This window comes from Rhodobium gokarnense (genome assembly GCF_025961475.1).
Classification (GTDB): domain Bacteria; phylum Pseudomonadota; class Alphaproteobacteria; order Rhizobiales; family Rhodobiaceae; genus Rhodobium; species Rhodobium gokarnense.
Genome location: NZ_JAOQNS010000002.1, coordinates 267,287 through 289,416, shown reverse-complemented (window position 1 = coordinate 289,416; position 22,130 = coordinate 267,287). Strand labels below are relative to the sequence as shown.

Genomic DNA, 22,130 nt, shown 5'->3' with positions numbered 1-22,130 from the left:
TGTCGAGGCGGGCAATGGATACCGGATCTCCGCTTCCCTCCGCACGGCACGACGAGGAAGCGTGTCGGACCGCCCGGGACGACGACAGGGAGGGCGGCCGGCCTGGATAAAAAATTGCATGCAGCACGCAAATTTCTGCCGCTATCCATGCTCGCCAAAGGCCGATGATCGGGATGCATGGGGTGCCCCTACCGCTTCGTCAGCTTGAGGCGCTTTCGCACCTCGTCCGGGCCGATGATCGCCGCGCCCATGCCTTCCACCACCTGCACGGCCTTTTCGACAAGCTGGCCGTTGGACGCAAAGACGCCCTTCGACAGGTAGATGTTGTCCTCCAGCCCGACCCGGACGTTGCCGCCGGCAAGCACCGCCGCGGCCGGGTACGCAAGCGCGTTGCGGCCGATGGAAAAGGCGGAGAACGTCCAGCTTTCGGGCAGGTTGTTGACCATCGCCAGGAACGTGTTGAGATCGTCGGGCGCGCCCCAGGGAACGCCCATGCAGAGCTGGACGAGGACCGGATCCTCGATGATCCCCTCCTCGGCGAGCTGTTTTGCGAACCAGAGATGGCCCGTATCGAAGGCCTCGATCTCGGGCTTCACCCCGAGGTCCGTCATCTGCCGGCCCATTTCGCGCAGCATGTCCGGGGTGTTGGCCATGATGTAGTCGCCGACGCTGAAGTTCATGGTGCCGCAATCGAGCGTGCAGATCTCCGGCAGGCAATCGCTTATGTGGGCGAGGCGTTCCGTGGCGCCGGCCATGTCGGTGCCGGCATCATTGAGCGGCAGCGGGTTCTCCACGCCGCCGAGGACGAGATCGCCGCCCATGCCGGCCGTCAGGTTGATGACGACGTCCACGTCCGACGAGCGGATGCGGTCGACGACCTCGCGATAGAGCGCCGGGTCGCGCGCCGCAGCGCCGGTCTCCGGATCGCGGACATGGCAGTGGACGACGGCGGCCCCGGCCCTTGCCGCCTCGATGCCGGCCTCGGCGATCTCCTTTGGAGTGACGGGCACCTTGTCGGATTTGGCGGTGGTGTCGCCGGCGCCGGTGACGGCACAGGTGATGAAGACCTCCCGGTTCATGGCGAGCGGCATGGCGTTCCTTTTTCGCTGTTCATTGGCGCACCGATCCGGCGGACAACACCAGCAGGCACGATGCGATTGGCGAAGAGAGTGACATCGCGCAGGCATGTCATGCATGATATTTTCAGAAGGATTTCTGTCTTTTTCGGAACGAGCGAGGCACTTTGCCGTGTTCGATGATGCCCTTTCAAAGAACGGTGACGACCCGCTGGACCTCGATATCCTGGTGCTGCCGGAGGCGACGCTGATCCTCATCGCCGCCGTCATCGAGCCGCTCAGGGCGGCCAACCGGCTCGCCGGCCAGCAACTCTATCGCTGGCGCCTGCTCAGCCCGGACGGCGAACCGGTGCCGACGGCGAGCGGACTGCCGATCCCGGTGGACGGCCGGTTCGAGCCCGCCGACGGGACCGCCGCGCTGGTCGTCGTTGCCAGCTATGGCTGGGAGACCCAGGCGACGGCAACGCTGCGCCGGCAGCTCGCAACGGCCGCGCGGCACCGCATCGCGCTCGTCGGCGCGGAGACGGGCGGCTGGGTGCTCGCCGCATCGGGTCTCCTCAACGGGCGCCGGGCGACCACCCACTGGGAGGATTTCGAGGCGTTCGAGCGGCACTTTCCGGAGGTCCACCTGGTGCGCGAGCGCTTTGTCGTCGACGGGCGGCGGATCACCACCGGCGGACCGCTGCCGACCCTCGACCTGATGCTGGAACTGGTCCGCCGGCGCCAGGGCTACACGCTGGCGCTGGAGGTCTCGCGGCAGTTCATCTACGACCCGGCGGGAACGGCGGCGGCGACGGCGCACACGCCCTCCATCGGCAATCTGCGGCTGATCGATGCGCGGGTCGCCGAGGCGGCGGCGCTGATGGAGGAGACCATCGACACGCCATTGCCGCTGACGAAACTCGCCCGCCGGGTCGGCGTGACGGCGCGGCACCTGCAGACCCTCTTCCAGCGCTCCCTCGGCGTCAGCCCGCACACCCATTACCAGGCGCTGAGGCTGAACAGCGCGCGGCGGCTCGTCATCGAGACCCGGGTTCCCGTCGCGGACATCGCCGCGGCGACGGGCTTCCACTCGGCGACCGCCTTTTCGCGCTGCTATCGGGCGCGCTACGGCGAAAGCCCGCGGGCGACCCGGCGGTCCGACGCCGCGGCGCGCTGAGGCCAGCACACTCTTTATACTACCGGCACCCGTCCCAGACGCGGCGCGGCACCATGACTTCACCGCGCATGATCAGGCGGGCCGTGCGGATCACCCCGGCGGAGTCCACGATCAGCGCCCCGGCCGGATCGTGGCCGTACTCCATCGCCAGTTCCATCGTCCCCATCACATGCTCGATGCGGATCGTGGCGGGCGAAGGGGGCGGTGGGGGGCCGAGGCCTTCGGCGACGGTGCCGGGCGAGAGCAGGCAGGCGGCGGTGCAGATGGCGCCGCTGACGGCATGGCTCGGATGGCAGGCATCGGGCACGAAATAGCGCGAGGAGAGGTGCGCGGGCCCGCGCGGCGGCGCCAGCAGGCCGACCTTCGGAACGACTTTTCCGGCGACATCGCCGAGGCCCATTCGCCTTCCAGCCTCCCGGCGCATGGGCTCCATGCGGGCAAAGAAGGCGGCGTTCGCGTCGAGTTCGGCCTTGGTCTCATATCCGGTGAGGCCGAAGCTTTCTGCGCGCGCGATCATCATCGGCATCGCCACGTCGATCAGCGTGACGGGGATGCCGTCGATCTCCTCGACCGTCCTTCCGGTCGGGAACATCGCGCCGGTCTTGCCGCCGGTGACGCCCCGGAACTTGACCAGCACCGGTGCCGCCGTGCCCGGCACGCCGGCGATCGCGGTGTCGCCGTCATAGACGACCTTGCCGTCCAGGGTCGTCACCACCTCGGTGATGCGGGCGCCGGTGTTGGTGGCAAGGATATCGACCGACGTCGCCTCCCCGTCCGGCGCCTTGAGGCCCATCTCGATCGCCGCCGGGCCGACGCCGACGAGGATGTTGCCGCAGGTCGGGGCGTAGTCGACGCTGCGCTCGTTGCCGGATATCTGCGCAAAGAAGAAGTCGACGTCCGTCCCCTCTTCCTCGGAGCGCGACAGCATCGCCACCTTGGTGGTGACGGATTCCGAGCCGCCCATGCCGTCGATGCAGAGCGGATGGCCGGCGCCGAGTGCGGCGAGCAGCACGGCGCTCAATGTCTCGCGGTCCGCCGGCAGGTCGGCGCGGGCGAAATAGAGCCCGCGCGAGGTGCCGCCGCGCATGAAAAGGCAGGGAATCGCGGTCTGGGTCAAAGGACCTCCCTTGCGCGGCTGGCCGCCGGCCGCAAGCGGGTGTTAACGCCTCCTGCTATACGCGGTTTTTGCGGGGTAAGCCAAAAGCGCATATTGAGGTATCCTGTTTGGAGTGCCGGTTGCGTGGACGCTCCGGTCGAGGCGCAGCGTATGGGGGCCGATTGATGACATCCGACACCGGATCGCCTGGCGGCAGGCGGCGGCCGTTCCTGCGCATTGCCGCAGCCGCTTTCGGCGTTCTCGCGCTCGTTGCCTGCGCGACGCCGGCAGCGCGCAATGTGGTGCCGGAAGCGGAAGTCGGCGAGGCCAAGCCGCTCGGCGGACTGCCGGTCCGGCACTGGGCCAATGCGGCGCCGAAAGACGTCCTTGAGCGCGAGCGGCTCCGCGTTGCGCAGTACCGGGCCTCGGACCGCCTGAAGGGCGAGAAGACCTTCGACGTGCTTGCGCTTTCCGGCGGCGCCTGGGACGGCGCCTTTGGCGCCGGCCTCCTCAACGGCTGGACGGCGCGCGGCGACCGGCCGGACTTCGAGATGGTGACGGGCGTCAGCACCGGCGCGCTGATGGCCTCCTTCGTGTTTCTCGGTCCGCAATACGACCGCGACCTGAAGCAGATGTACACCGAGTTCAAGACCAACGACCTGGTCGTCTATACGATCGCGTCGGGCATCCTCGGCTCGTCCCCGTCGGTCGCCGACAGCAAGCCGCTCGCCGACATCATCGCCCGCTACGTCACCCGCGACTTCCTGCGCGAGGTCGCCGCCGAGTACAAGACCGGCCGGCGGCTCTATGTGGTCACCACCAATCTCGACGCCCAGCGCCCGGTGGTCTGGGACATGGGGCTGATCGCGGCCCAGGACACGCCGCAATCGCTCGACCTGTTCCGCAAGGTGCTCTTGGCGTCGGCCTCGGTGCCGGCGCTGTTCCCGCCGGTGCGCATTCCGGTCACCGTCAACGGCACAGAGCACGAGGAGCTGCATGTGGACGGCGGCGCGACGACCGAGATCTACGTGGCCCCGCTCGACATGCCGGCGCGCGAACTCGTCCGCCAGCACGTGCGCCGCGACCAGAAGATCAAGTTCTACGTGATCTGGAACGGCAAGGTGGACCCGGAATGGGAGCCGGTGAAGGCGAGCACCGTTTCGATTGCCGGACGGTCGATTTCGACCCTCATCAAATATCAGGGCCTCAACGACCTCGGCCGCATCTACCAGTTCTCGCAAAAGGTCGACGGCGACTATTACCTGGCCTTCATTCCGAAGGACTTCCAGGAAGAGCGCCACGAGATCTTCGACACCGACTATATGTCGAAACTCTTTTCCCTCGGCTACCGACTCGGCCGCGACGGCTATGACTGGAGCCGGAAGCCGCCGAACCAGTGACGCCCCGCCCAGCCGGAGGCATGCGTCGCAGCGGCAGTCGACAGCCCCGCGCGGCTTTGCCATAAGCTCAGCCGGAGCATCGATTGGTCCCGGGCCCGCCGCCTCGCCGCGGCCGGGTCCGCCACCCCAAGCCCGGAGGGCGCACCGCCATGGACGATCTTTCGCGCACCTTCGGCCGTGACACCGTCGACCCGGAGGGCCGGCGCAGCCGCATCCGCTCCGTCTTCCAGGACATCGCGCCGCGCTATGACCTGATGAACGACTTGATGAGCGGCGGCACCCACCGCATGTGGAAGGCGCGGTTCGCCGACATGGTGACCGAAAGCACGGCGGTCGCCGCAGCGGCGGCGCGGGGCACGGCGCCGAGGATCGTCGACCTTGCCGGCGGCACCGGCGATATCGCCGAGCGCATCCGGGCGCGCGTCGCCGACGCCGACATCTTCGTCTGCGACCCGAGCACGGCGATGCTGTCGGTCGCGCAGCAGCGCCCGGAGCTCACCGGCACCTGCGTTGCCGCGGAGGGCGAGCGCCTGCCCTTTGCCGATGCCTCCATCGACGCGGTGACCCTTTCCTTCGGCCTTCGCAACATGACGGAGCCGGAAGGGGCGCTTGCCGAGGTCAACCGGGTGCTCGTTCCGGGCGGCCAGCTCTTCATCCTGGAGTTTTCCCAGCCGGAGCCGTGGTTCGCGCCGCTCTACCGGGCATTCTCGCGCACTGTCATCCCAACGCTCGGCGCGCTCGTCACCCGGAACCGCGGCGCCTATCGCTACCTGATCGAATCGATCGCCGGCTTCCCGGACCCCAAGGTCGTCGCCGCCTCGCTGACGGCGACGGGCTACGCCAGGGTGGACATCGAGCGGCTCTTCTTCGGTATCGCCGCGATCCACGCCGCCACCAAGGCTGAGGCCTGACGCAAGGCGCGCTTCGCCCGAACCACGCGATTTTCCCTAACCCGTTGTTTCGACCGGGCTTCTCTTCCAGGACGTCGGCCATCGTCCTGGAAGGACGCTACGGGCCGGCGGCGGGGCGTGCACTGCGCTCGCGCGGCCTGCTGCGGCGATATCAGCGCGCGCGGCCATCGCGAACCGGTAACCGGCTCCGCAACAGGCCCGCCGCGACGGACAAAATACACATTATACACTCCGGTATTCCAGCAAAATCCGCGCTTTTTCCGGCTGCTGGCCAGCGGGTTTTCGTGCTGAGCGCGACCGCGGTTCGCGCCCTGGGTGCACGCACAGAATGCACATTCAAAATGCGTGATGTGGCGTCGCCTCAGGGTTTGCCTTTTGTCGGCGCGAACCCGAAAATCATAAGTTGAATCTTAATAAAACAGGTACCAGGAGCTTTTTTATACCACTATGAATTTCAACGGCTTATTCACCCTATCTTAGAAAGTTTGATAGCACATTCTAATTTACCTGATATTGCATCCGTGCCAAAGTGACGCAGCGATTCGGAGGAAGCGCAGAGAACCGGAGCTGGCAGCGGAAAACAGCATTTCCGGATTTGACTAAAGACAAAGACAGGTCCGCAAAACCTCTTCTAGCCTCCGACCCGCTCGCGCAGGCAAATGCGCAACCCGTCGCCGTTCACAACTACACTCATTCAAAAGTGGAATGTGAACGGCATTTGTCACATCAACGGGGCAAATCACATGAAAAGCACTGTGAAGAAGATACTGACAGTATCGACCGCCTTCGGCATCGGTCTCGCCTGGACGGCCGCCGCCTGGTCGGCGGAATCCCTCGACGACGTCATGAAGCGTCGGGGACTGACCCAGAAGGACCTCTTGGCGGCAGCCAAGACCTACACGCCGACCGGCGGGCGCGACGAGTTCCTCGTGTTCTCCTCCGGCGGCCAGAGCGGCCAGGTTCTCGTCTACGGCATTCCGTCGATGCGGATCCTGAAATACATCGCCGTCTTTACCCCGGAACCCTGGCAGGGCTACGGCTTCGACGACGAGTCCAAGGAAGTGCTCGCCCAGGGCAAGATCGACGGCAAGCAGCTCAACTACGGCGACACCCACCATCCGGCGATCTCGGAGACCAATGGTGAGTATGACGGCGAGTGGCTGTTCATCAACGACAAGGCCAATCCGCGCGTTGCCGTGATCGACCTGAAGGACTTCGAGACCAAGCAGATCGTCGTCAACCCGATCATGAAGTCGGAGCATGGCGGCGCCTTCGTCACGCCGAACACCGAATACGTCATCGAGGCGACCCAGTACGCCGCCCCGTACAGCAAGGACTTCGTGCCGCTCTCCAAGTTCAACGACGAGTATCGCGGCGCCGTCACCTACTGGAAGTTCAACCGCGAGAAGGGCCGCATCGAGCCGGAGAACTCGTTCTCCGTCGAACTGCCGCCGTACAGCCAGGACCTTTCGGACGCCGGCAAGCTGGACTCCGACGGCTGGTCGTTCACCAACTCGTTCTGCACCGAGCGTTACATCGGCGGCATCGAGTCCGGCCGTCCGCCGTTCGAAGCCGGCTGTTCGCAGAAGGACACCGACTTCCTGCACATGATCAACTGGAAGCGGGCCGCCGAACTCGTTGCGGAAGGCAAGGCGACCAAGATCAACGACCATGATGTCATCACGATGGACACCGCCATCAAGGAAGGCATCCTGTTCCTGATCCCGGAACCGAAGAGCCCGCACGGCGTCGACGTTTCCCCGGACGGCAAGTACATCATCGTCGCCGGCAAGCTCGACACCCACGCCTCGGTCTACTCTTTCGAGAAGATGAAGGCGCTGATCGACGCCAAGGACTTCGCCGGTACCGATCCCTACGGTATCCCGATCCTCGACCTGAAGAAGACGCTGCACACCCAGGTGCAGGTCGGCCTCGGCCCGCTGCACAACCAGTACGATTCCAAGCCGTGCATCGTCTACACCTCGATCTACGTCGACAGCCAGGTCACCAAGTGGAACTACTGCGAGGGCAAGGTTCTCGACAAGATCTCCATCCACTATAACATCGGTCACCTGATGAGCATGGAAGGCGACACCGTTTCGCCGAAGGGCCACTATCTGGTCTCGCTCAACAAGCTCGCCATCGACCGCTTCAACCCGGTCGGCCCGCTGCATCCGCAGAACCATCAGCTCATCGACATCTCCAACGACAAGATGGAGCTGATCTACGACATGCCGCTGCCGCTCGGCGAGCCGCACTACGCGGTTGCCATCTCCGCCGACAAGCTGAAGCCGAAGATCCGCTACAGCACCGGCTGGAACAGCCGCAAGGACGAGCGCTCCGAGTATCGCGTGCGTCCGGGCCGCGAACGCACCGAGGTCGCCGACGGCGTCACCCACGTCTACGGCACCCTGATCCGCTCGCACATCACGCCTGAAATCATCCAGGTCGAAGAAGGCTCGACGGTCTCCCTGCACTTCACCAACGTGGAGCGCGCCGAAGACGAGACCCACGGCTTTGCCATCCGCGGCTTCGACGTCAACCTGTCGGCCGAGCCGGGCAAGACCGTGTCGGCCACCTTCAAGGTCGATAAGCCGGGCGTCTATCCGTACTACTGCACGGAATTCTGCTCCGCGCTGCACCTGGAAATGCAGGGCTACCTGCTGGTGACCCCGAAGGGCTACCAGGCCGAGGAAGCCTCGCTGCAGGAAGGTCAGTCCTACAGCCAGGAAGACTTCGACAAGCAGGTCAAGGCCAACACCGACACCCAGGCCGTGATCGACAGCGTCGTCGAGTACATCACTGCCCGCAACTTCAAGGACTTCGACCCGGTCGTCGCCCTCGTCGAGGACGCCACCGACCAGCTCAACTTCGCCGCCGACGCGAAGAAGAAGGCCGAGGACTATGCGGCAAGCGGGGACTGGCAGAACGCCACCCTGTGGGCACAGCAGTGGTTCCAGTATCAGGTCAAGGCGGCCGATATCGGCCTTCGCGCCAAGACCTACCTCGACCAGAACGACGCCAAGGTCGTCAATCAGTGACGCCTGCGCATGACGCATGACGGATCGGGGGCGGGATGTCCCGCCCCCTTTCCATCCGGCAATGGGAGACAAAAAAATGAGCATGCGCGGCCTCAACGCCATACCAGCCCTCGTCCTCGCCACCCTCATCGGCGGCGGACTTGCGACAGCGACATTTGCCGGTGCGGGACCGGCGGCAGCGGCCGAAAAGGCGGCCGATGCGAAACCGAAGCGCGATCCGGGCAAGCGGATCTTCATGCGCAAGACCTGCATCGCCTGCCACGGACGCGACGGCAAAAAGGCGATTATGGATTACCCCAATCTGGCGGGTCAGGACGTCAAATACATGATCAGCCAGATGGAGGACATCATCTCCGGCAAGCGGGTCGGAAGTCCCGACGAGACCGGCAATCCGCGGACCGAAGGCATGCGCGGCGCGCTTGTCACGGCCGACGGCGAAGTCCGGATAACCGACGAGGAAATCAAGCTAGTTTCGACCTGGCTGAGCGACATGGAGCCGGCCCCCGTACAGCCGCTCGAGCCGCCGGTCACGGAGGAACGGATGGCTGCCGGCGCTGCCGCCTACAAGAAGGGACGGTGCCGCACCTGCCACGGGCCCGAGGGCAAAAAGCCGCTTAAGGGATACCCCTATATCGCGGGCCAAAAGCGGAATTATATAATCGCGCAGATGACCGACACGCGTGAGAAAATCCGCACCAACGGTCGCTCGAAACTGATGTTCCCGTTCGTCCGCAAGATGGAGGACGAGGAGATCGCCCTCATCGCCGACTATCTTTCCCAGATCGATCGCACCGCCGACTAACGGCGTCGCGACCCGAAAATACAAGCAACGGAGGTTCTTATTATGAAACTCATGAAAACCGGGCTGGCGCTTGCCGCAGGGATTCTGCTGCTGGCCACGCCGGCCTCCTACGGCTGGAACGAAGGCGGCGGCGAACAGGACGAAGCGATGCACCTGGAGCCGGACGCGGAAAACGGCATGGACGTCTACGAGGTCTGTTCTGCCTGCCACCTGCCGGAAGGCTGGGGCACCGAGGACGGCACCTTCCCGCAGCTCGCGGGCCAGCACCGCACCGTCATCATCAAGCAGCTCGCCGACATCCGCGCCAAGAACCGCGACAACCCGACCATGTATCCGTTCGCGCTGCCGCGCGAGATCGGCGGCGCCCAGTCGATCGCCGACGTGGCCGAGTATATCGCGCAACTGCCGATGAACCCGGAACCGGGCGTCGGCCCGGGCGACAATTTGGAACTCGGCGCCAAGCTCTATGCGGAAAACTGCGTGCGCTGCCACGGCGACAATGGCCAGGGCAAGCCGGAGAACTACTACCCGCGTATCCAGGGCCAGCATTACAAGTATCTGGTCCGCCAGTTCGAATGGATTCGCGACGGCAAGCGCCGCAACGCCAATCCGGAGATGGTCGAGCAGATCAAGAACTTCTCCGACGAGGACATGGTCGCCGTGATGGACTACGTCTCGCGCCAGAAGCCGCCGGCAGACAAGCTCGGACCTCCGGGCTGGATCAATCCCGATTTCGACTGAACCCTTCCCGCCGGGCGGGCGCCGATCGGGCGCCCGCCACGCGGCCCGGCCGCACGGCACCTTTCATTTTGTTAAAGACGAAACGGCTCTGGCATGAGTGACAAACTTCAAAAAAAACGCGGAATCGTCGTCACATTCCTGGTCTCCGTCGCGGTGGTTCTGCTCGCCGTCCTCTATTTCATGCCGATCTGGTGGGTGTCGCTGACCGCGCCCAACTATCCGCCGGAGGCGTTTCCGGACGGCGTGCGCATCAATTTCCACATGAACGGCGTCTTCAATGGCTGCCGCAAGGTCGACAAGGCCGAAATCGACGAAGACGTGGCGCTCGACTGCGTCCACGAGATGGACACCATCAACCACTTCGTCGGCATGTACCCGATCGCTTCGGGCGGTGTCGTGGAAAAGGCGTTTTCGCCATTCCTGATTTCCATGCTCGGCGTCATGATGATCGGCTTCATGATCACCCATCGCGGCGTCCGGCTGACGGTCATGGTGATCGGCTTCGGCGGCGTCGCCGCCTGGATGTACGTCACCTATTACACGCCGGAAGGTTTGAGGTGGCAGACGCCCGGCTACCTGTCCTCCATGGTGATCTCGCTCGACCAGACCTCTGAAGACACCAAGACCGAAGAGGTCAACCCGATCATCGCCCAGCTCAAGGAATCCCTGCGCCAGAGCGGCGTGCGGACCGAGACCTCCGCGCCCGACGTGGCGGTGGCGACCGAGCCGGGCAGCTCGGAAGAGAACTACCAGATCCTGAGAAGCGCCTTTGAGAACGACCAGACCCGCAAGCCCGCCGACGAGCGCGAGGAATGGACCGGCTCCGGCGAGCAGGTGCTGTTCTGGCACTATCACCGGGCGCTCGGGCGCTGGTTCAACAATCCGCAGGAAATCAACCCGATGGTCGCCAACATGCACATGGCCGGGACGATCCTGTTCTGGGTCGTGATCGCCGGCATGGTGGCGATGCTGATTGCCGCCTGGAAGACCACCTGGCCGCTCTACTGGCTGCTGGTGATCATCCCGATCCTGTTGCCGGTGTTCTTCATTGCCGAATACTCGGCCTGGCTCTGGTGGTACGGGCACAGCCTCAACGAGATGGGCGCCTTCACGCTGAAACCGTTCATGCCGACCGTCTTCGGACAGGGCAAGGTGGCGCAGTTCACCACCCACTCCTATCCGAATATCGGCTTCGGCCTGATGGTGGCGTCGTCCGTCCTCCTGATCCTTGCCGCCCTGATCCGGCGCAAGTCGCTGCGCGACGCGCAAGGCGACGCGGCCTGAGAAAGGCCCTCACCCGCGCGGGGACGCTCCCGTTTCCCGCGCGGGCGACACGGACAATCCGCGCCGGCCGCATGGCAGCACGCGCCGCGGCGGCGCCGGGATGCGAAAGACAATGACACTGAACCGGACGACCCTTTTCCTCGGCAGCCTCTCGGTGGCCTGCCTTGCGGTCCTTGGCGCCTATGCCAGCGGCGCCGGGACGGCACCGGCTGCCCAGACCGCGGCCCAGGCCGAGATGACGCCGCTGCAGCCGATCATCGATGCGGCGGAGGAAAACGCCATCATCGAGCTGGCGCCGGGCGTCTATCAGGGTCCGATCGTCATCGAAAAGCCACTGACGCTCGATGGCGGCGGCAAGGCGATCATCGACGGCGGCGGCAAGGGCACGGTGGTCTCCCTCTTCACCAACGGCGCCACGGTCAAGTCGCTGGTCATCCAGAACTCCGGCGACCTGCACAACGATCTGGACGCCGGCGTCCACATCGAGGGCGACTTCAACGTCGTCAAAGACAATGTCGTGCGCGAGTGCCTGTTCGGCGTCGACATCCAGCAGGCCGACAACAACGTCGTCCGGCGCAACAAGATTTCCTCGAAGGCCGACAGCGGCCTCGGCGTCAAGGGCGATGCGATCCGGCTCTGGTATTCAAAGAACAACAAGGTCGAGGACAACGATATCTTCGACAGCCGCGATGCCGTCGTCTGGTACTCCTCCGACAACACGATCGCCCGCAACAAGATCCGCAACGGCCGCTACGGCCTCCATTTCATGTATTCCAAATACAATCTGGTGGAGGAGAACGAGATCCGCCAGAACTCCGTCGGCATCTTCCTGATGTACAGCGACGACGTGGTGGTGCGCGGCAACCGCGTGTTCCAGGCGCTCGGCCCGACCGGCATCGGCGTCGGCCTGAAAGAGACCAGCAACGTCGAGATCACCGACAACGACATCCTCTACAACGCCACCGGCATCTATCTCGACCTGTCGCCGTTCCAGCCGGAAACGACCAACCGCATCTATCGCAACAAGATCGCCTACAACGCCACCGGCGCCCTGTTCCTCAGCGACTGGACCAACAACATCTTCAAGGACAACGTGTTCTGGAACAACATCCGCCAGGTCGGCGTCGGCTCGTTCGCGAGCGCTGCCCGCAACGTCTGGCAGGGCAACTACTGGGACGACTACGAGGGCTTCGACCTCGATCATAACGGCACCGGCGACCGGCCCTACGCGCCGAAGGTCTATTCGGACCGGCTTTGGATGGACGTGCCGCCCGCCGGCTTCTTCAAGGGAACGCCGCTTCTCACCGCCCTCGACTTCCTGGAGCGCCTGGCGCCGTTCTCCGATCCGCTGATCATGCTTGAGGACCAGGAGCCGCGCATCTCCACCCATTTCGATCCGGCAACGAACGCGGCCGACAACGCCGATGCCGGATCGGCCAGCGGCCGCATCGACCCCTTTGGGCTGCATTCGAACTAGGCCACACAAAAAAAGGCTGAACCCATGGCCAAACACCTCACGGCAAAGCAGCGCACGGAACGGCGGATGATCCTGATGTCGGTCCTTGCCGGCGCAGGCACCGTCGGGCTCTCGCTGCTCGGCTTCGTGCCGATCCTCGCGGAAGCGGCGAAACGGCTGCGCCCGCCCGGCGCGCTCGTGGAAAAATCGTTCCTCGCCTCCTGCATCAAATGCGGCCAATGCGTCCAGGTCTGCCCGGTCGAGGCGATCAAGCTGGCCGACGCCGGCGACGGCTTCGGCATCGGCGTTCCCTATCTCGATGCCCGCACCCAGGCCTGCGACTTTTCCTGCGACGCCGTGCAATGCGTGCTCGCCTGCCCGACGGGCGCACTGACCCACGACATCGACAAGAAGGAACAGGTGCGCATGGGCCTTGCCCAGCTCACCCGGCCGAATGCGTGCCTGGCGCGCAAGGGCGAAGGTTTCAAGGGCCTTGCCCGCGGCGCTGACTTCGAGGGCATCCACCGCTACACCGAGGTCGACCGCTGGAATCCGATCAAGATCGCCGACCACCCCTACGATCTGGAGCTGTGCGACCTGTGCGTCCGCGAATGCCCGATCGAGAACGCCATCAGGCTGGAGCCGATGAGCGACGATCCAACGGATAAGCGCCGGACGCCCGTCGTCCAGGAGGCCTGCGTCGGCTGCGGCATGTGCGAGATGATCTGCCCGGTCGAGGAGCCGTGCATCGAGGTCGAGTCTCGCAAGATGTGGGGGACGGCATGAACCACTTCATCGACTCCATCCGCATCATGCTCGGCGGTGCCCCGCACCGGCCGGAGAAGGAAGACTTCACCGAGGAGGCCGCGGCGCTGCACAAGTTCAAGCAGACGCCGGAGCAGAAGAAGCTGCGCGTTGCCGCCATCAAGGCGGAGTTCGAGGACAAGGAAAAGAGCCACAAGTGGCGGAACCTGCGCTGGGCCTCGATCATCATCGTCAATCTGATGTTCATCGTCTCCTTCCATTTCGACGTCCAGCTCGTGGAAGGGGCGCTGACCGCCTCGCGCTTCGTCGGCTTCCACATGGCCGACCTCAATTCCTCGCTGCAGGTGGTGCTGGCCCACAAGGAGATCCTCATCAACCTCGTCATCGGCACGGTGACGGTGGCGCTGGTGTGGTGGCTGGTCGGCGGGCGCTCGTTCTGCTCCTGGGTCTGCCCCTATCACCTCATCGCGGAGTTCGCTGAGAAGATCCATCTCTGGCTCGCCGAGAAGAAGCTGGTCAGCGACCATGAGTTCCATCGCGGCATGCGGCCGGCGCTCTACGTGATCTTTGCCGTGCTCGCCTTCGTCACCGGCTACACGGTGTTCGAGACGATCTCGCCTGTCGGCATCCTCAGCCGCGCGCTGATCTACGGCGCCAGCCTTGCGCTGATATGGGTCGTCGTGCTTCTCCTCATCGAGATCTTCTATTCGCGGCGGTTCTGGTGCCGCTATGCCTGCCCGATCGGCCTCACCTACGGCTTCGTCGGCAGCGTGTCGCCGGTGGCCGTGCGCTACGACCTGCAACACTGCCTGCACGAGGGCGAGTGCCGCAAGGTCTGCATGGTGCCGCATGTGCTGGAAATGACGAAGAAGCAAAGGGCGACCGACTTGAAGATAGACATCGGCGCGGACTGCACCCGCTGCGGCATGTGCGTGGACGCCTGCCCGACCGGGGCGCTGACCTTCAAGCTGCGCGGCACCGGAGGCCTGCTTTGATCCGCATCGAGGACATCTCCAAGACGTTCCGGCGGCGGCGGGTGCTCGACGCGCTGTCGCTGGCGATCCACGAGACCGACCGCATCGCGCTGATCGGCGCCAACGGCGCCGGCAAGACGACGATGATCCGGTGCCTGCTCGGCGAATACGTCCATGCCGGAACGATCACCGTCAGCGGCCACAAGCCGCGCAAGGACCGGCGCGAGGTGCTGTCGGAAATCGGCTTCGTGCCGCAGCTTCCGCCGCCGCTGAAGATGCCGGTCGGCGAACTGATCCGGTTTTCCTCCAAGGTCTGCCACACCACCGTCGACCGCATCGGCGGCATTGCCGACCGGCTCGGCCTCGACCTTTCGGAGGTGGATAGCCGCCCCTTCTACAAGCTCTCGGGCGGCCAGAAGCAGAAGATCCTCGTTGCCATCGCCCTTGGCCGCGACAGCAAGCTGCTCGTCTTCGACGAGCCGACCGCCAATCTCGACCCGCAGGCGCGCCGCGCCCTCTTCTCGCTGATCAGCGAGCGGCTCGACGAGCCGATGATCATCTCCTCGCACCGGCTCGAAGAGATCTCCGGCCTCGTCAACCGGGTGGTGGAGCTCGACCGCGGCAAGGTGGTGCTCGACGACCGGGTGGCCGATGCCGGAGAGATTGCCGACATCCAGGCCTGCGAGATCGAGCTCATCCAGCCCGACGGCGCGTTCGAGCGGGCGATTGCCGACTGGCAGTTTGCCTCACCCGACGGCGGCGCCACCTGGACGGGCGAAATCGCCGGGCCGGACCGCATCCGCTTCCTCGGCCTGATGACCCGCTATGCCGGCCTCATCCGCTCGGTGCACCTGAAGGCGGCGCCGACGACTGCGCCCTCACAGGCCGGTCCATCGCAGGGAGACCTTCATGCCTGAGCACGCCGTCTCCGTCCTGAGGTCCCTTGCCATTCTGGTGCTTCTGCCGCTGGTCCTTGCCGGCTGCTTCGGCGAGCCGGAGACCGGGCCGGTCAAAATCCGCTACGGCCGGGATACCTGCGACTTCTGCCGCATGATCATTTCCGATCCGCGTTTTGCGGCGCAGATCCGCGGCGGCGAAAAGCACACCGCCTACAAGTTCGACGACATCGGCGACGGCATCCATTTCCTGGAGCAGCAGGCATGGAAGGACGATCCCAAGGTCGAGTTCTGGGTGATGAATTCTGAAGACGCCGAGACCTGGCTCGATGCGCGCAAGGCCCACTATCTGCGCGGCCAGCCGACGCCGATGGATTACGGCTACGCCGCGATCCCCGACGCCCGCGAGGGCACGCTGACCTTTGCCGAGATGGCCGACAAGGTGCGCGAAGCCGGCCCCAGCAGCCGCTGCCTGCCGCAGAGCGGACCGGCGATCACCCCCCTCACGCAGCCCCAAGGATAGCCCGACCTTGTCCCAGTTCCTCGTCGCCGCGCGCCTCGATATCTCCGAATCCCTGCGCGCCAAGTGGTTCGTGGTCTATGTGGTCGTCTTCGGCGGCCTGATCGCGGCGCTGTTCGCCTTCGGGCTGACGGAATCCCGGGTGATGGGCTTTACCGGCCTCACCCGGCTGCTCGTCACCTATATCCAGCTTTCCATGGCGATCCTGCCGATCTTCGTCCTGATCACCACGGTGCGCTCGCTCGCCGGCGACCGGGAGACGGGCGTCTCCGAGTACATGCTCGCCTTTCCTGTCTCGCTTGCCGCCTGGTACTGGGGGCGTTTTGCCGGCCGCTTCCTGATCGTCTTTGCGCCGGTCTTCATTGCCATGATGGGTGCGGTCGCCTATGGCGCCTTCAAGGGCGCCAGCGTTCCCTGGGACCACATCCTGTTCTACACCGCGCTGCTCGCGGCGCTGGGCATCTGCTTCCTCGGCATCTCGTTCATGCTGTCGAGCTTTGCGCCGTCGATCGACATCGCACAGGGCACCGCCTTCCTGATCTGGCTGGTGCTTCTCCTGTTCCTCGACCTCATCCTCCTCGGCGTCATGGTCCGCGAGCAGTTCCCGGCCGATCTCCTGGTCGCGATTGCGCTCGCCAACCCGATGCAGGTGTTCCGGACCGCGGCGATGATGCTGTTCGACCCGCAGCTCGTGCTGCTGGGCCCGTCCGCCTACGTCATCCTCGACCATTTCGGCTATTACGGCTATCTCGCCTGGGCCTTCGCCTACCCCACCGCCATCGGCCTCATCCTCGCCGCCATCGGCTACTGGCGGTTCAAGTCCGGGGATTTGGTTTAATCAGGCGTTCAAACGCCACGCAGGCTTTTCGGCGCAACGGCGCCGATCGGAGGTATGCGTGAGCACGGTGGCCGTTGATCCGTTCAGCCGTCATTGCGAGTGAGCGAAGCGAGCGCGGCAATCCAGGGGCCACATGCTCCGAGCCAGTTGCCCCTGGATCGCCGCGTCGGCCTACCCAGGCTCGCGTCACGCGCCGCTCCCCGTCCTTCGGACCCTCGCGATGACGCCGAAAAGCACTGTCTTTGAAAGTGGCGCACTCCCAGTCGCCCCACCCTCCGTCGTCACCCCGGCCCCCGAGCCGGGGCCTATTGCCCACATCTGCACGGTATGCCGTCTGTTGCCGGAACGGGCATGGCGTGGGTGTTGGACACGTCAAGACCCGCAACGGGCTACTTCGTCGAGGCGGGCAATGGGTCCCGGCTCTCCGCTTCGCTACGGCCGGGATGACGGGAGAGGGTTTGGCTGCACGGAGGCGTTCCGCCCGCGCCGCTCTGGATCGCTTCGCTGTCGCTCGCGATGACGGAGAGGGTGTGGCCCCCTGCACTGCCACACCAACGCGGCTGACTATTCGTCGGCGCTGCGGGCCATGGTGCGGATGAGGATGGCGAATTCGGTGTCGTCCCAGGCGGCCGGGCCGACGAGGCGGGCGAACTCCCGGCCTTTCCTGTCGATCAGCACCGTATAGGGCAGCCGGTCCTCGCCGAAGGCGGCGACGACCTCCTTGGCGGGCGCCGCCAGCAGCGGCAGGCCGGCAATGTCGTTGGCGGCAAAGAACTGCTTTGCCGCCGCCACACCCTCGCGGTCGACCGCGACCGGCAGCACCTCGACGTCCTCACCTTCCAGAAAACCGTGCAGGCGCGCCAGCGCGGGCATTTCCTTGCGGCACGGCGCGCACCAGGTCGCCCAGACATTGACGACGAGCAGCTTGCCGCGGAAGTCGGAAAACCGCGTCGTGCCGCCCTCTCCCGTTTCGAGCACGAGATCGGCGACCGGCGTTCGCGGGTCGGCCGTTTTCAGCCGGTCGAGGGGCCCGGCCAGCCGTTCGGCCAAGGCCACGGTCAGCGTGAGAGCGAGGATCGCCGCGACGATGACAAGGCGCAACAACACGCCCGTCGACGGCGTCGACAGCGGACCTGGATGGGTTGCGCTCAATTGACTGTCGTCTTTGAGATGATGTCGCGGATGCGTTCCGCGATCTGCTCCGACGTCATGCCGTAGCCGAAGCGGGTGATCAGCTTGCCGTCCGGGCCGACGAAGGCGATCGAGGCGGAGTGGTCGACGAGGTAGTCCTTCGGGCGCTCCGGATCGATCTCGCCGATCTCGTATTTCACGTTATAGGCGGCGACCATGGAGTCGATGAAGGGCTTGGGACCGGTCAGGCCGATGATGCGCTCGTCGAACATGCTGATGTACTGGCGCATGACCTCCGGCGTGTCGCGCTCCGGATCGACCGAGACGAAGATCGCCTTCAGCCGGTCGGCGTCGTCGCCGAGTTCGTCCAGCGCCATGGCGACGGTCTGCAGGCTCGTCGGACAGACGTCGGGACAGGAGGTGTAGCCGAAGTAGATCAGCGCGAAGGAGCCGAGCATGTCCTGGTCGGTGAACATGCGCCCTTTCGTGTCCGTCATGACGAAGGCGCGGCGCTCCGGCGCCGCCTCCGTCTTGTCCGCCTCGCGCACGACCACCGTTGCGGCATCGGCCGGGGCGGCGGGCAGCACGGCCATCGCGGCCAGAAGCGCGGCACCGGCGACCATACTCGCCGTCACAAGACGCCTTTGATGATCCGACATCGGCGTTCTCCTTTCTTCATTCCCAAGGGTCGGAACGCCGCTCACTTGGAGCCGCCCCCGACCAGAACCTCGTAGTCGTCGGAGCGCAGCTCGCCGTCGACATAGCCGGCCGAGCAGATGTTCTCGCGGACCATGCCGACCACGGTCTTGCCCTCATAGGTGACGCGGCAGGCATAGGTCGGCGGGCCGTAGCCCTCGTTCAGCTCCAGCGCCCCGGCCGGCACCTCGTCGCCCTCCGGCTTTTGCCAGTGGGCCCCCGCCGGCGCCGTAATCAGCGTCAGGAAGATGCTGTAGGGCCGGCTCATGCCGTCGCCGCCGACCTGGCAGAGCCAGTTGTCGAGATAGCCGATGAGGACGTCGCGGTAATTGTGCACACGGCAGATATGGACCGGCGTCGTGCCGTCCGGCGTTGCGGAAAACGCGTCCTTCAGGAACTCATCGCCGCGCACGGCGCGCCAGACATAGTCGCCGGTGGACTTCGGCGCCTCCCAGGATGCCCCGGCCGGCGCGGCGGCGGACAGGACCATTGCGGCAAGGAGCGCGCCGGCGAGGTGGCGGGATCGGGTCGTTCTCATTCCTGCAATTCGGCCTTCAGGGTTTCGGTGATCTTTTCCGCGGGCGTGCGGTGGGTGAAATGGGTCACATACCGGCCCTTGCGGTCCATAAGATAGATCAAGGACGAGTGATCGACAGGATAGAATTCCGGATCTTCCGATTTCACGATCGTGTAGGACGCGTTGTAGGCGGCAACGGCGCTGTCGATCTCCTCGCGCGTGCCCGTCAGGCCGATGATGTTTTCGTGGAAGGCATCGGTGAACTCGGCCAGCACCTGAGGCGAATCGCGCTCCGGATCGACCGAGATGAAGACCGCCCGCACCTCGTCGGCCATCTCCGGCGGCAGGCCCTCGAAGGCCTCGGCAACCGTCACCAGCGCCGTCGGGCAGATGTCCGGGCAATGGGTGTAGCCGAAGAAGACGAGCATGTAGCGGCCGGCGAAATCGGCATCGCTCACCACCTTGCCCGTCTCGTCGGTGAAGTGGAACGGCCCACCGATCGCAGGCCCTTCCTCGCGCTCGCCAAGGCCGAGGCCAAGTCCGATAAGGACGGCGACGATGGTGACGGCAAGGGCGCCGGCGACCATCAGGCCGATCGTCCGCATTCGAGCCCGCATCGCATGCCTCATTTATTGTTGCTTTTGAACGGGTCGGTTTCCCGCAGGCGAACGGATCGCCGACCGGGAATATATTCAGTCTCTCCTACTCCGGTTTTCCCCTCGCGTCATTGATTGACAGCAAAAACGGGCCGGCAAGCCGGCCCTGGGGATTGACAGCAAAAACGGGCCGGCAAGCCGGCCCTGGGGATCGACGGCAAAACTGGCGAGCCAACCGGCCGGCGCGCGCGCACGCCCGATCGCCGGACACGGGGCACGCGATCCGGAGGGATCTGGGCGGTGCGGCGCGCCGGCCCTCGGGGTCGTCAGAACCCCAGAACGCCGGTCCTTGCCCAATGCACGGTGACGGCGTCGAGGGTCGCCACATGGCCGACGAACCAGACGGGAAGCTCGTCTTCCAGGAAGGTGCGGACCGCACGCGGATTGCCCCCGGCATTGTCGGCAATGGCGCGATCGATCCGGGCCAGCACCTTTTCGTGGTCGCCGCGATGGAAGCCCGCCGCGGGAAACCGCGTTTCGGCCATCATCACGTCTTCCTGCTCGAAATGTTCCACCAGGTGCCGGCGCAGGCGCTTGAGGGCGGCACCGAGCCTGGCATCGTCCGCAGCGGCGGCCTCGTCGATCAGCACCTCGAAGGCGACATGGTCGGCATCGATGATCGCATCACCGGTCGCCACCGCGATCGACGCGGCCATCGAGGACGGGGGTTTTGCGACCATGATCCTTGCTCCACAGAAGGTAGCGACGCCAGAAGCGCCGCCCTATAACGCAAAATCGCCCGATCGTCAGGTCCTCTCCTTGACCAAAGTCAAGGGATTGTGGACCTCACTCGATTGTTATGGCAACCGGCGCGGGCCGTCCCGGCAACGGACAGGCACGTGCCGAAAACGCCGCCCGGTGCGCATTGCGGCCGGCAGCGGTGACGACTACCCTGCCGCCTTTCCCAGGAGTCCCCCTCTCCCATGCCGGACGACACCGCCACCCTTCGGACCGATGCCCTGCCGATCGTCTTTCGCGGCGGCTTTCGCGTGTTCTTCCTGCTGGCGGGCCTTATCGCGCTCGCCGGCATCGGCGCCTGGCTCGCCTGGCTGGCGATCCACGCCCTCAACGGCATGGTGCCGGAGCCGACGATCGCCGTCGCGCCGCATCTCTGGCATGGGCACGAGATGCTGTTCGGCTATGCCGGGGCAACGCTCGCCGGGTTCCTGACCACCGCCGTTCCGAGCTGGACCGGCCAGCCCGGCACCAAGCCGACGACGCTCCTGGCTCTGTCCGGCCTGTGGCTGGCCGGGCGCGTTGCCGTCTGGTTCTCCGCCCTGGTGCCGGCCACCGTCGTTGCCGGCATCGATCTCCTGTTTTTTCCCGCGCTGACGATCTGGCTGGCGATGATGCTGTCGCACGATCCCAAGCCGCGCAATCTCCTCTTCCTGGTGCTGACGACCGGGCTGTTCCTTGCCAATCTCATGGTGCACCTGGAATGGACCGGGCTTGCCGACAGCGGCGCCGAACTCGGCATCCGCGCCGGCATCGCGCTCATCTCCGTCAAGATCGCCATCGTCGGCGGCCGGGTGACGCCGGCGTTCACGCGCAATTCCCTGATCCGCGCGGGCAAGGGAGACCGGCTGCCGGTGGTCACGCCCCGGCTCGGGCAGGCCGCGATCACCGCCGGCCTCGTCTTTGCGCTGCTGATCGCGCTCGACGCGCCGGCGCTTTGGAGCGGGCTCGCGGCAGCGGCGGCCGCCGTCTTCAACGCCGGAAGGCTTTCGCGCTGGCAGGGGCTACGGGCGCTCCACGACCCGCTGACCTGGAGCCTCCACCTTGCGTTCCTGCTGCTCGTCGTCGGCTACGCCACCATCGCCGCGTCGCTGCTCTTCGATGCCGTCGACGAGATCGCGGCCTGGCATTTCCTCGGCATCGGCGCCCTCGGGTTGATGTCGCTGGCGATCATGACGCGGATCGCGCTCGGCCATACCGGGCGCCAGCTCGCCGCGGCGCCGGCCATCGCCCTTGCCTATGTCGCGATCGCCCTTGCCGCCGTGACCCGCACTTTCGGGCCGGCCGTGCTGCCCGACGACTACTACACGCCGATCTTCATCTCCGGTGGCTTCTGGATCTTCGGCTTTGCGCTTTTCGGGCTGATCTATTTTCCGATCCTGACCCGGCCGCGGGTGCTGCCGGAGACGCCGCACGCCCAGCCTACTGCGCCCTGA

At 65.4% G+C, this 22,130-nt stretch carries 21 protein-coding genes; 14 read left to right on the top strand and 7 right to left on the bottom strand.

Annotated elements, in window-relative coordinates; genetic code table 11:
* Nucleotides 1–188: 188 nt before the first annotated feature.
* On the bottom strand, nucleotides 189–1,091 hold the full coding sequence (locus M2319_RS04065) for a BKACE family enzyme (RefSeq protein WP_264600161.1): 903 nt from the start codon (nucleotides 1,089–1,091) through the stop codon (nucleotides 189–191).
* Nucleotides 1,092–1,248: 157 nt separating this feature from the next.
* Between M2319_RS04065 and M2319_RS04060 the strand changes: the two genes are divergently transcribed.
* On the top strand, nucleotides 1,249–2,235 hold the full coding sequence (locus M2319_RS04060) for a GlxA family transcriptional regulator (protein ID WP_264600160.1): 987 nt from the start codon (nucleotides 1,249–1,251) through the stop codon (nucleotides 2,233–2,235).
* 19 nt (nucleotides 2,236–2,254) lie between these two features.
* Here M2319_RS04060 and M2319_RS04055 read toward each other — a convergent pair whose 3' ends face one another.
* Complete coding sequence (locus tag M2319_RS04055; RefSeq protein WP_264600159.1) at nucleotides 2,255–3,352, bottom strand: PrpF domain-containing protein; 1,098 nt, start codon at nucleotides 3,350–3,352, stop codon at nucleotides 2,255–2,257.
* 164 nt (nucleotides 3,353–3,516) lie between these two features.
* Here M2319_RS04055 and M2319_RS04050 point away from each other — a divergent pair, with 164 nt between their 5' ends.
* From M2319_RS04050 to M2319_RS03995, 12 genes are all read left to right on the top strand, one after another.
* A complete protein-coding gene (locus M2319_RS04050; RefSeq protein WP_264600158.1) occupies nucleotides 3,517–4,731 on the top strand; it encodes a patatin-like phospholipase family protein in 1,215 nt (404 codons plus the stop codon).
* A 149-nt stretch (nucleotides 4,732–4,880) separates the two neighbouring features.
* The gene (locus tag M2319_RS04045) at nucleotides 4,881–5,642 is read left to right on the top strand and encodes a ubiquinone/menaquinone biosynthesis methyltransferase (protein ID WP_264600157.1); all 762 of its coding nucleotides are present in this window, start codon (nucleotides 4,881–4,883) and stop codon (nucleotides 5,640–5,642) included.
* A 743-nt stretch (nucleotides 5,643–6,385) separates the two neighbouring features.
* On the top strand, nucleotides 6,386–8,683 hold the full coding sequence (nosZ, locus tag M2319_RS04040) for a Sec-dependent nitrous-oxide reductase (protein ID WP_264600156.1): 2,298 nt from the start codon (nucleotides 6,386–6,388) through the stop codon (nucleotides 8,681–8,683).
* Between the two features lie 76 nt (nucleotides 8,684–8,759).
* Nucleotides 8,760–9,485: a c-type cytochrome gene (locus M2319_RS04035; protein ID WP_264600155.1), complete on the top strand. Its 726-nt coding sequence runs from the start codon at nucleotides 8,760–8,762 to the stop codon at nucleotides 9,483–9,485.
* Nucleotides 9,486–9,527: 42 nt separating this feature from the next.
* Nucleotides 9,528–10,226 (top strand): c-type cytochrome, encoded by a 699-nt coding sequence (locus M2319_RS04030; protein ID WP_264600154.1) that lies wholly within the window; start codon nucleotides 9,528–9,530, stop codon nucleotides 10,224–10,226.
* 93 nt (nucleotides 10,227–10,319) lie between these two features.
* On the top strand, nucleotides 10,320–11,510 hold the full coding sequence (locus M2319_RS04025; protein ID WP_264600153.1) for a hypothetical protein: 1,191 nt from the start codon (nucleotides 10,320–10,322) through the stop codon (nucleotides 11,508–11,510).
* A 112-nt stretch (nucleotides 11,511–11,622) separates the two neighbouring features.
* Entirely contained in the window at nucleotides 11,623–12,987 is a 1,365-nt protein-coding gene (gene nosD, locus M2319_RS04020) for a nitrous oxide reductase family maturation protein NosD (protein WP_264600152.1), read from the top strand.
* A gap of 24 nt (nucleotides 12,988–13,011) precedes the next feature.
* The gene (locus tag M2319_RS04015; RefSeq protein WP_264600151.1) at nucleotides 13,012–13,752 is read left to right on the top strand and encodes a 4Fe-4S dicluster domain-containing protein; all 741 of its coding nucleotides are present in this window, start codon (nucleotides 13,012–13,014) and stop codon (nucleotides 13,750–13,752) included.
* Complete coding sequence (locus M2319_RS04010) at nucleotides 13,749–14,726, top strand: NapH/MauN family ferredoxin-type protein (RefSeq protein ID WP_264600150.1); 978 nt, start codon at nucleotides 13,749–13,751, stop codon at nucleotides 14,724–14,726. The genes M2319_RS04015 and M2319_RS04010 overlap by 4 nt, the downstream gene beginning before the upstream one ends.
* Nucleotides 14,723–15,622 (top strand): ABC transporter ATP-binding protein, encoded by a 900-nt coding sequence (locus M2319_RS04005; protein WP_264600149.1) that lies wholly within the window; start codon nucleotides 14,723–14,725, stop codon nucleotides 15,620–15,622. The genes M2319_RS04010 and M2319_RS04005 overlap by 4 nt, the downstream gene beginning before the upstream one ends.
* Nucleotides 15,615–16,124, top strand: coding sequence for a nitrous oxide reductase accessory protein NosL (locus M2319_RS04000; RefSeq protein ID WP_264600148.1), 510 nt, complete (start codon nucleotides 15,615–15,617; stop codon nucleotides 16,122–16,124). The genes M2319_RS04005 and M2319_RS04000 overlap by 8 nt, the downstream gene beginning before the upstream one ends.
* A gap of 7 nt (nucleotides 16,125–16,131) precedes the next feature.
* Nucleotides 16,132–16,959, top strand: coding sequence for an ABC transporter permease (locus tag M2319_RS03995; RefSeq protein ID WP_264600147.1), 828 nt, complete (start codon nucleotides 16,132–16,134; stop codon nucleotides 16,957–16,959).
* Between the two features lie 564 nt (nucleotides 16,960–17,523).
* On the opposite strand, the gene M2319_RS03990 is transcribed toward M2319_RS03995, so the two are convergent.
* From M2319_RS03990 to M2319_RS03970, 5 genes are all read right to left on the bottom strand, one after another.
* On the bottom strand, nucleotides 17,524–18,111 hold the full coding sequence (locus M2319_RS03990; protein WP_264600146.1) for a TlpA family protein disulfide reductase: 588 nt from the start codon (nucleotides 18,109–18,111) through the stop codon (nucleotides 17,524–17,526).
* On the bottom strand, nucleotides 18,108–18,749 hold the full coding sequence (locus M2319_RS03985) for an SCO family protein (RefSeq protein WP_264600145.1): 642 nt from the start codon (nucleotides 18,747–18,749) through the stop codon (nucleotides 18,108–18,110). The genes M2319_RS03990 and M2319_RS03985 overlap by 4 nt, the downstream gene beginning before the upstream one ends.
* A gap of 41 nt (nucleotides 18,750–18,790) precedes the next feature.
* Nucleotides 18,791–19,324 carry a DUF3421 domain-containing protein gene (locus M2319_RS03980; RefSeq protein ID WP_264600144.1) on the bottom strand — a complete coding sequence of 178 codons (534 nt, stop codon included), beginning with the start codon at nucleotides 19,322–19,324 and terminating at the stop codon, nucleotides 18,791–18,793.
* Nucleotides 19,321–19,908, bottom strand: a complete 588-nt coding sequence (locus M2319_RS03975) for an SCO family protein (protein ID WP_264600143.1) — start codon at nucleotides 19,906–19,908, stop codon at nucleotides 19,321–19,323. Before M2319_RS03975 ends, M2319_RS03980 begins: the two co-directional genes overlap by 4 nt.
* A 317-nt stretch (nucleotides 19,909–20,225) precedes the next feature.
* Nucleotides 20,226–20,639, bottom strand: a complete 414-nt coding sequence (locus M2319_RS03970) for a bacteriohemerythrin (RefSeq protein WP_264600142.1) — start codon at nucleotides 20,637–20,639, stop codon at nucleotides 20,226–20,228.
* A 243-nt stretch (nucleotides 20,640–20,882) separates the two neighbouring features.
* Here M2319_RS03970 and M2319_RS03965 point away from each other — a divergent pair, with 243 nt between their 5' ends.
* Nucleotides 20,883–22,130, top strand: a complete 1,248-nt coding sequence (locus M2319_RS03965; protein ID WP_264600141.1) for an NnrS family protein — start codon at nucleotides 20,883–20,885, stop codon at nucleotides 22,128–22,130.

What these genes read in the sequence shown, in the direction of transcription:
- M2319_RS04045 (WP_264600157.1), top strand. Translation starts at nt 4,881, where the DNA reads ATGGACGATCTTTCGCGCACCTTCGGCCGTGACACCGTCGACCCGGAG.
- nosZ (WP_264600156.1), top strand. Translation starts at nt 6,386, where the DNA reads ATGAAAAGCACTGTGAAGAAGATACTGACAGTATCGACCGCCTTCGGC.
- M2319_RS03975 (WP_264600143.1), bottom strand. Translation starts at nt 19,908, where the DNA reads ATGCGGACGATCGGCCTGATGGTCGCCGGCGCCCTTGCCGTCACCATC.
- nosD (WP_264600152.1), top strand. Translation starts at nt 11,623, where the DNA reads ATGACACTGAACCGGACGACCCTTTTCCTCGGCAGCCTCTCGGTGGCC.
- M2319_RS04050 (WP_264600158.1), top strand. Translation starts at nt 3,517, where the DNA reads ATGACATCCGACACCGGATCGCCTGGCGGCAGGCGGCGGCCGTTCCTG.
- M2319_RS03985 (WP_264600145.1), bottom strand. Translation starts at nt 18,749, where the DNA reads ATGTCGGATCATCAAAGGCGTCTTGTGACGGCGAGTATGGTCGCCGGT.
- M2319_RS04030 (WP_264600154.1), top strand. Translation starts at nt 9,528, where the DNA reads ATGAAACTCATGAAAACCGGGCTGGCGCTTGCCGCAGGGATTCTGCTG.
- M2319_RS03980 (WP_264600144.1), bottom strand. Translation starts at nt 19,324, where the DNA reads ATGAGAACGACCCGATCCCGCCACCTCGCCGGCGCGCTCCTTGCCGCA.
- M2319_RS04010 (WP_264600150.1), top strand. Translation starts at nt 13,749, where the DNA reads ATGAACCACTTCATCGACTCCATCCGCATCATGCTCGGCGGTGCCCCG.
- M2319_RS04065 (WP_264600161.1), bottom strand. Translation starts at nt 1,091, where the DNA reads ATGCCGCTCGCCATGAACCGGGAGGTCTTCATCACCTGTGCCGTCACC.
- M2319_RS04015 (WP_264600151.1), top strand. Translation starts at nt 13,012, where the DNA reads ATGGCCAAACACCTCACGGCAAAGCAGCGCACGGAACGGCGGATGATC.
- M2319_RS04025 (WP_264600153.1), top strand. Translation starts at nt 10,320, where the DNA reads ATGAGTGACAAACTTCAAAAAAAACGCGGAATCGTCGTCACATTCCTG.
- M2319_RS03970 (WP_264600142.1), bottom strand. Translation starts at nt 20,639, where the DNA reads ATGGTCGCAAAACCCCCGTCCTCGATGGCCGCGTCGATCGCGGTGGCG.
- M2319_RS04000 (WP_264600148.1), top strand. Translation starts at nt 15,615, where the DNA reads ATGCCTGAGCACGCCGTCTCCGTCCTGAGGTCCCTTGCCATTCTGGTG.
- M2319_RS03965 (WP_264600141.1), top strand. Translation starts at nt 20,883, where the DNA reads ATGCCGGACGACACCGCCACCCTTCGGACCGATGCCCTGCCGATCGTC.
- M2319_RS04035 (WP_264600155.1), top strand. Translation starts at nt 8,760, where the DNA reads ATGAGCATGCGCGGCCTCAACGCCATACCAGCCCTCGTCCTCGCCACC.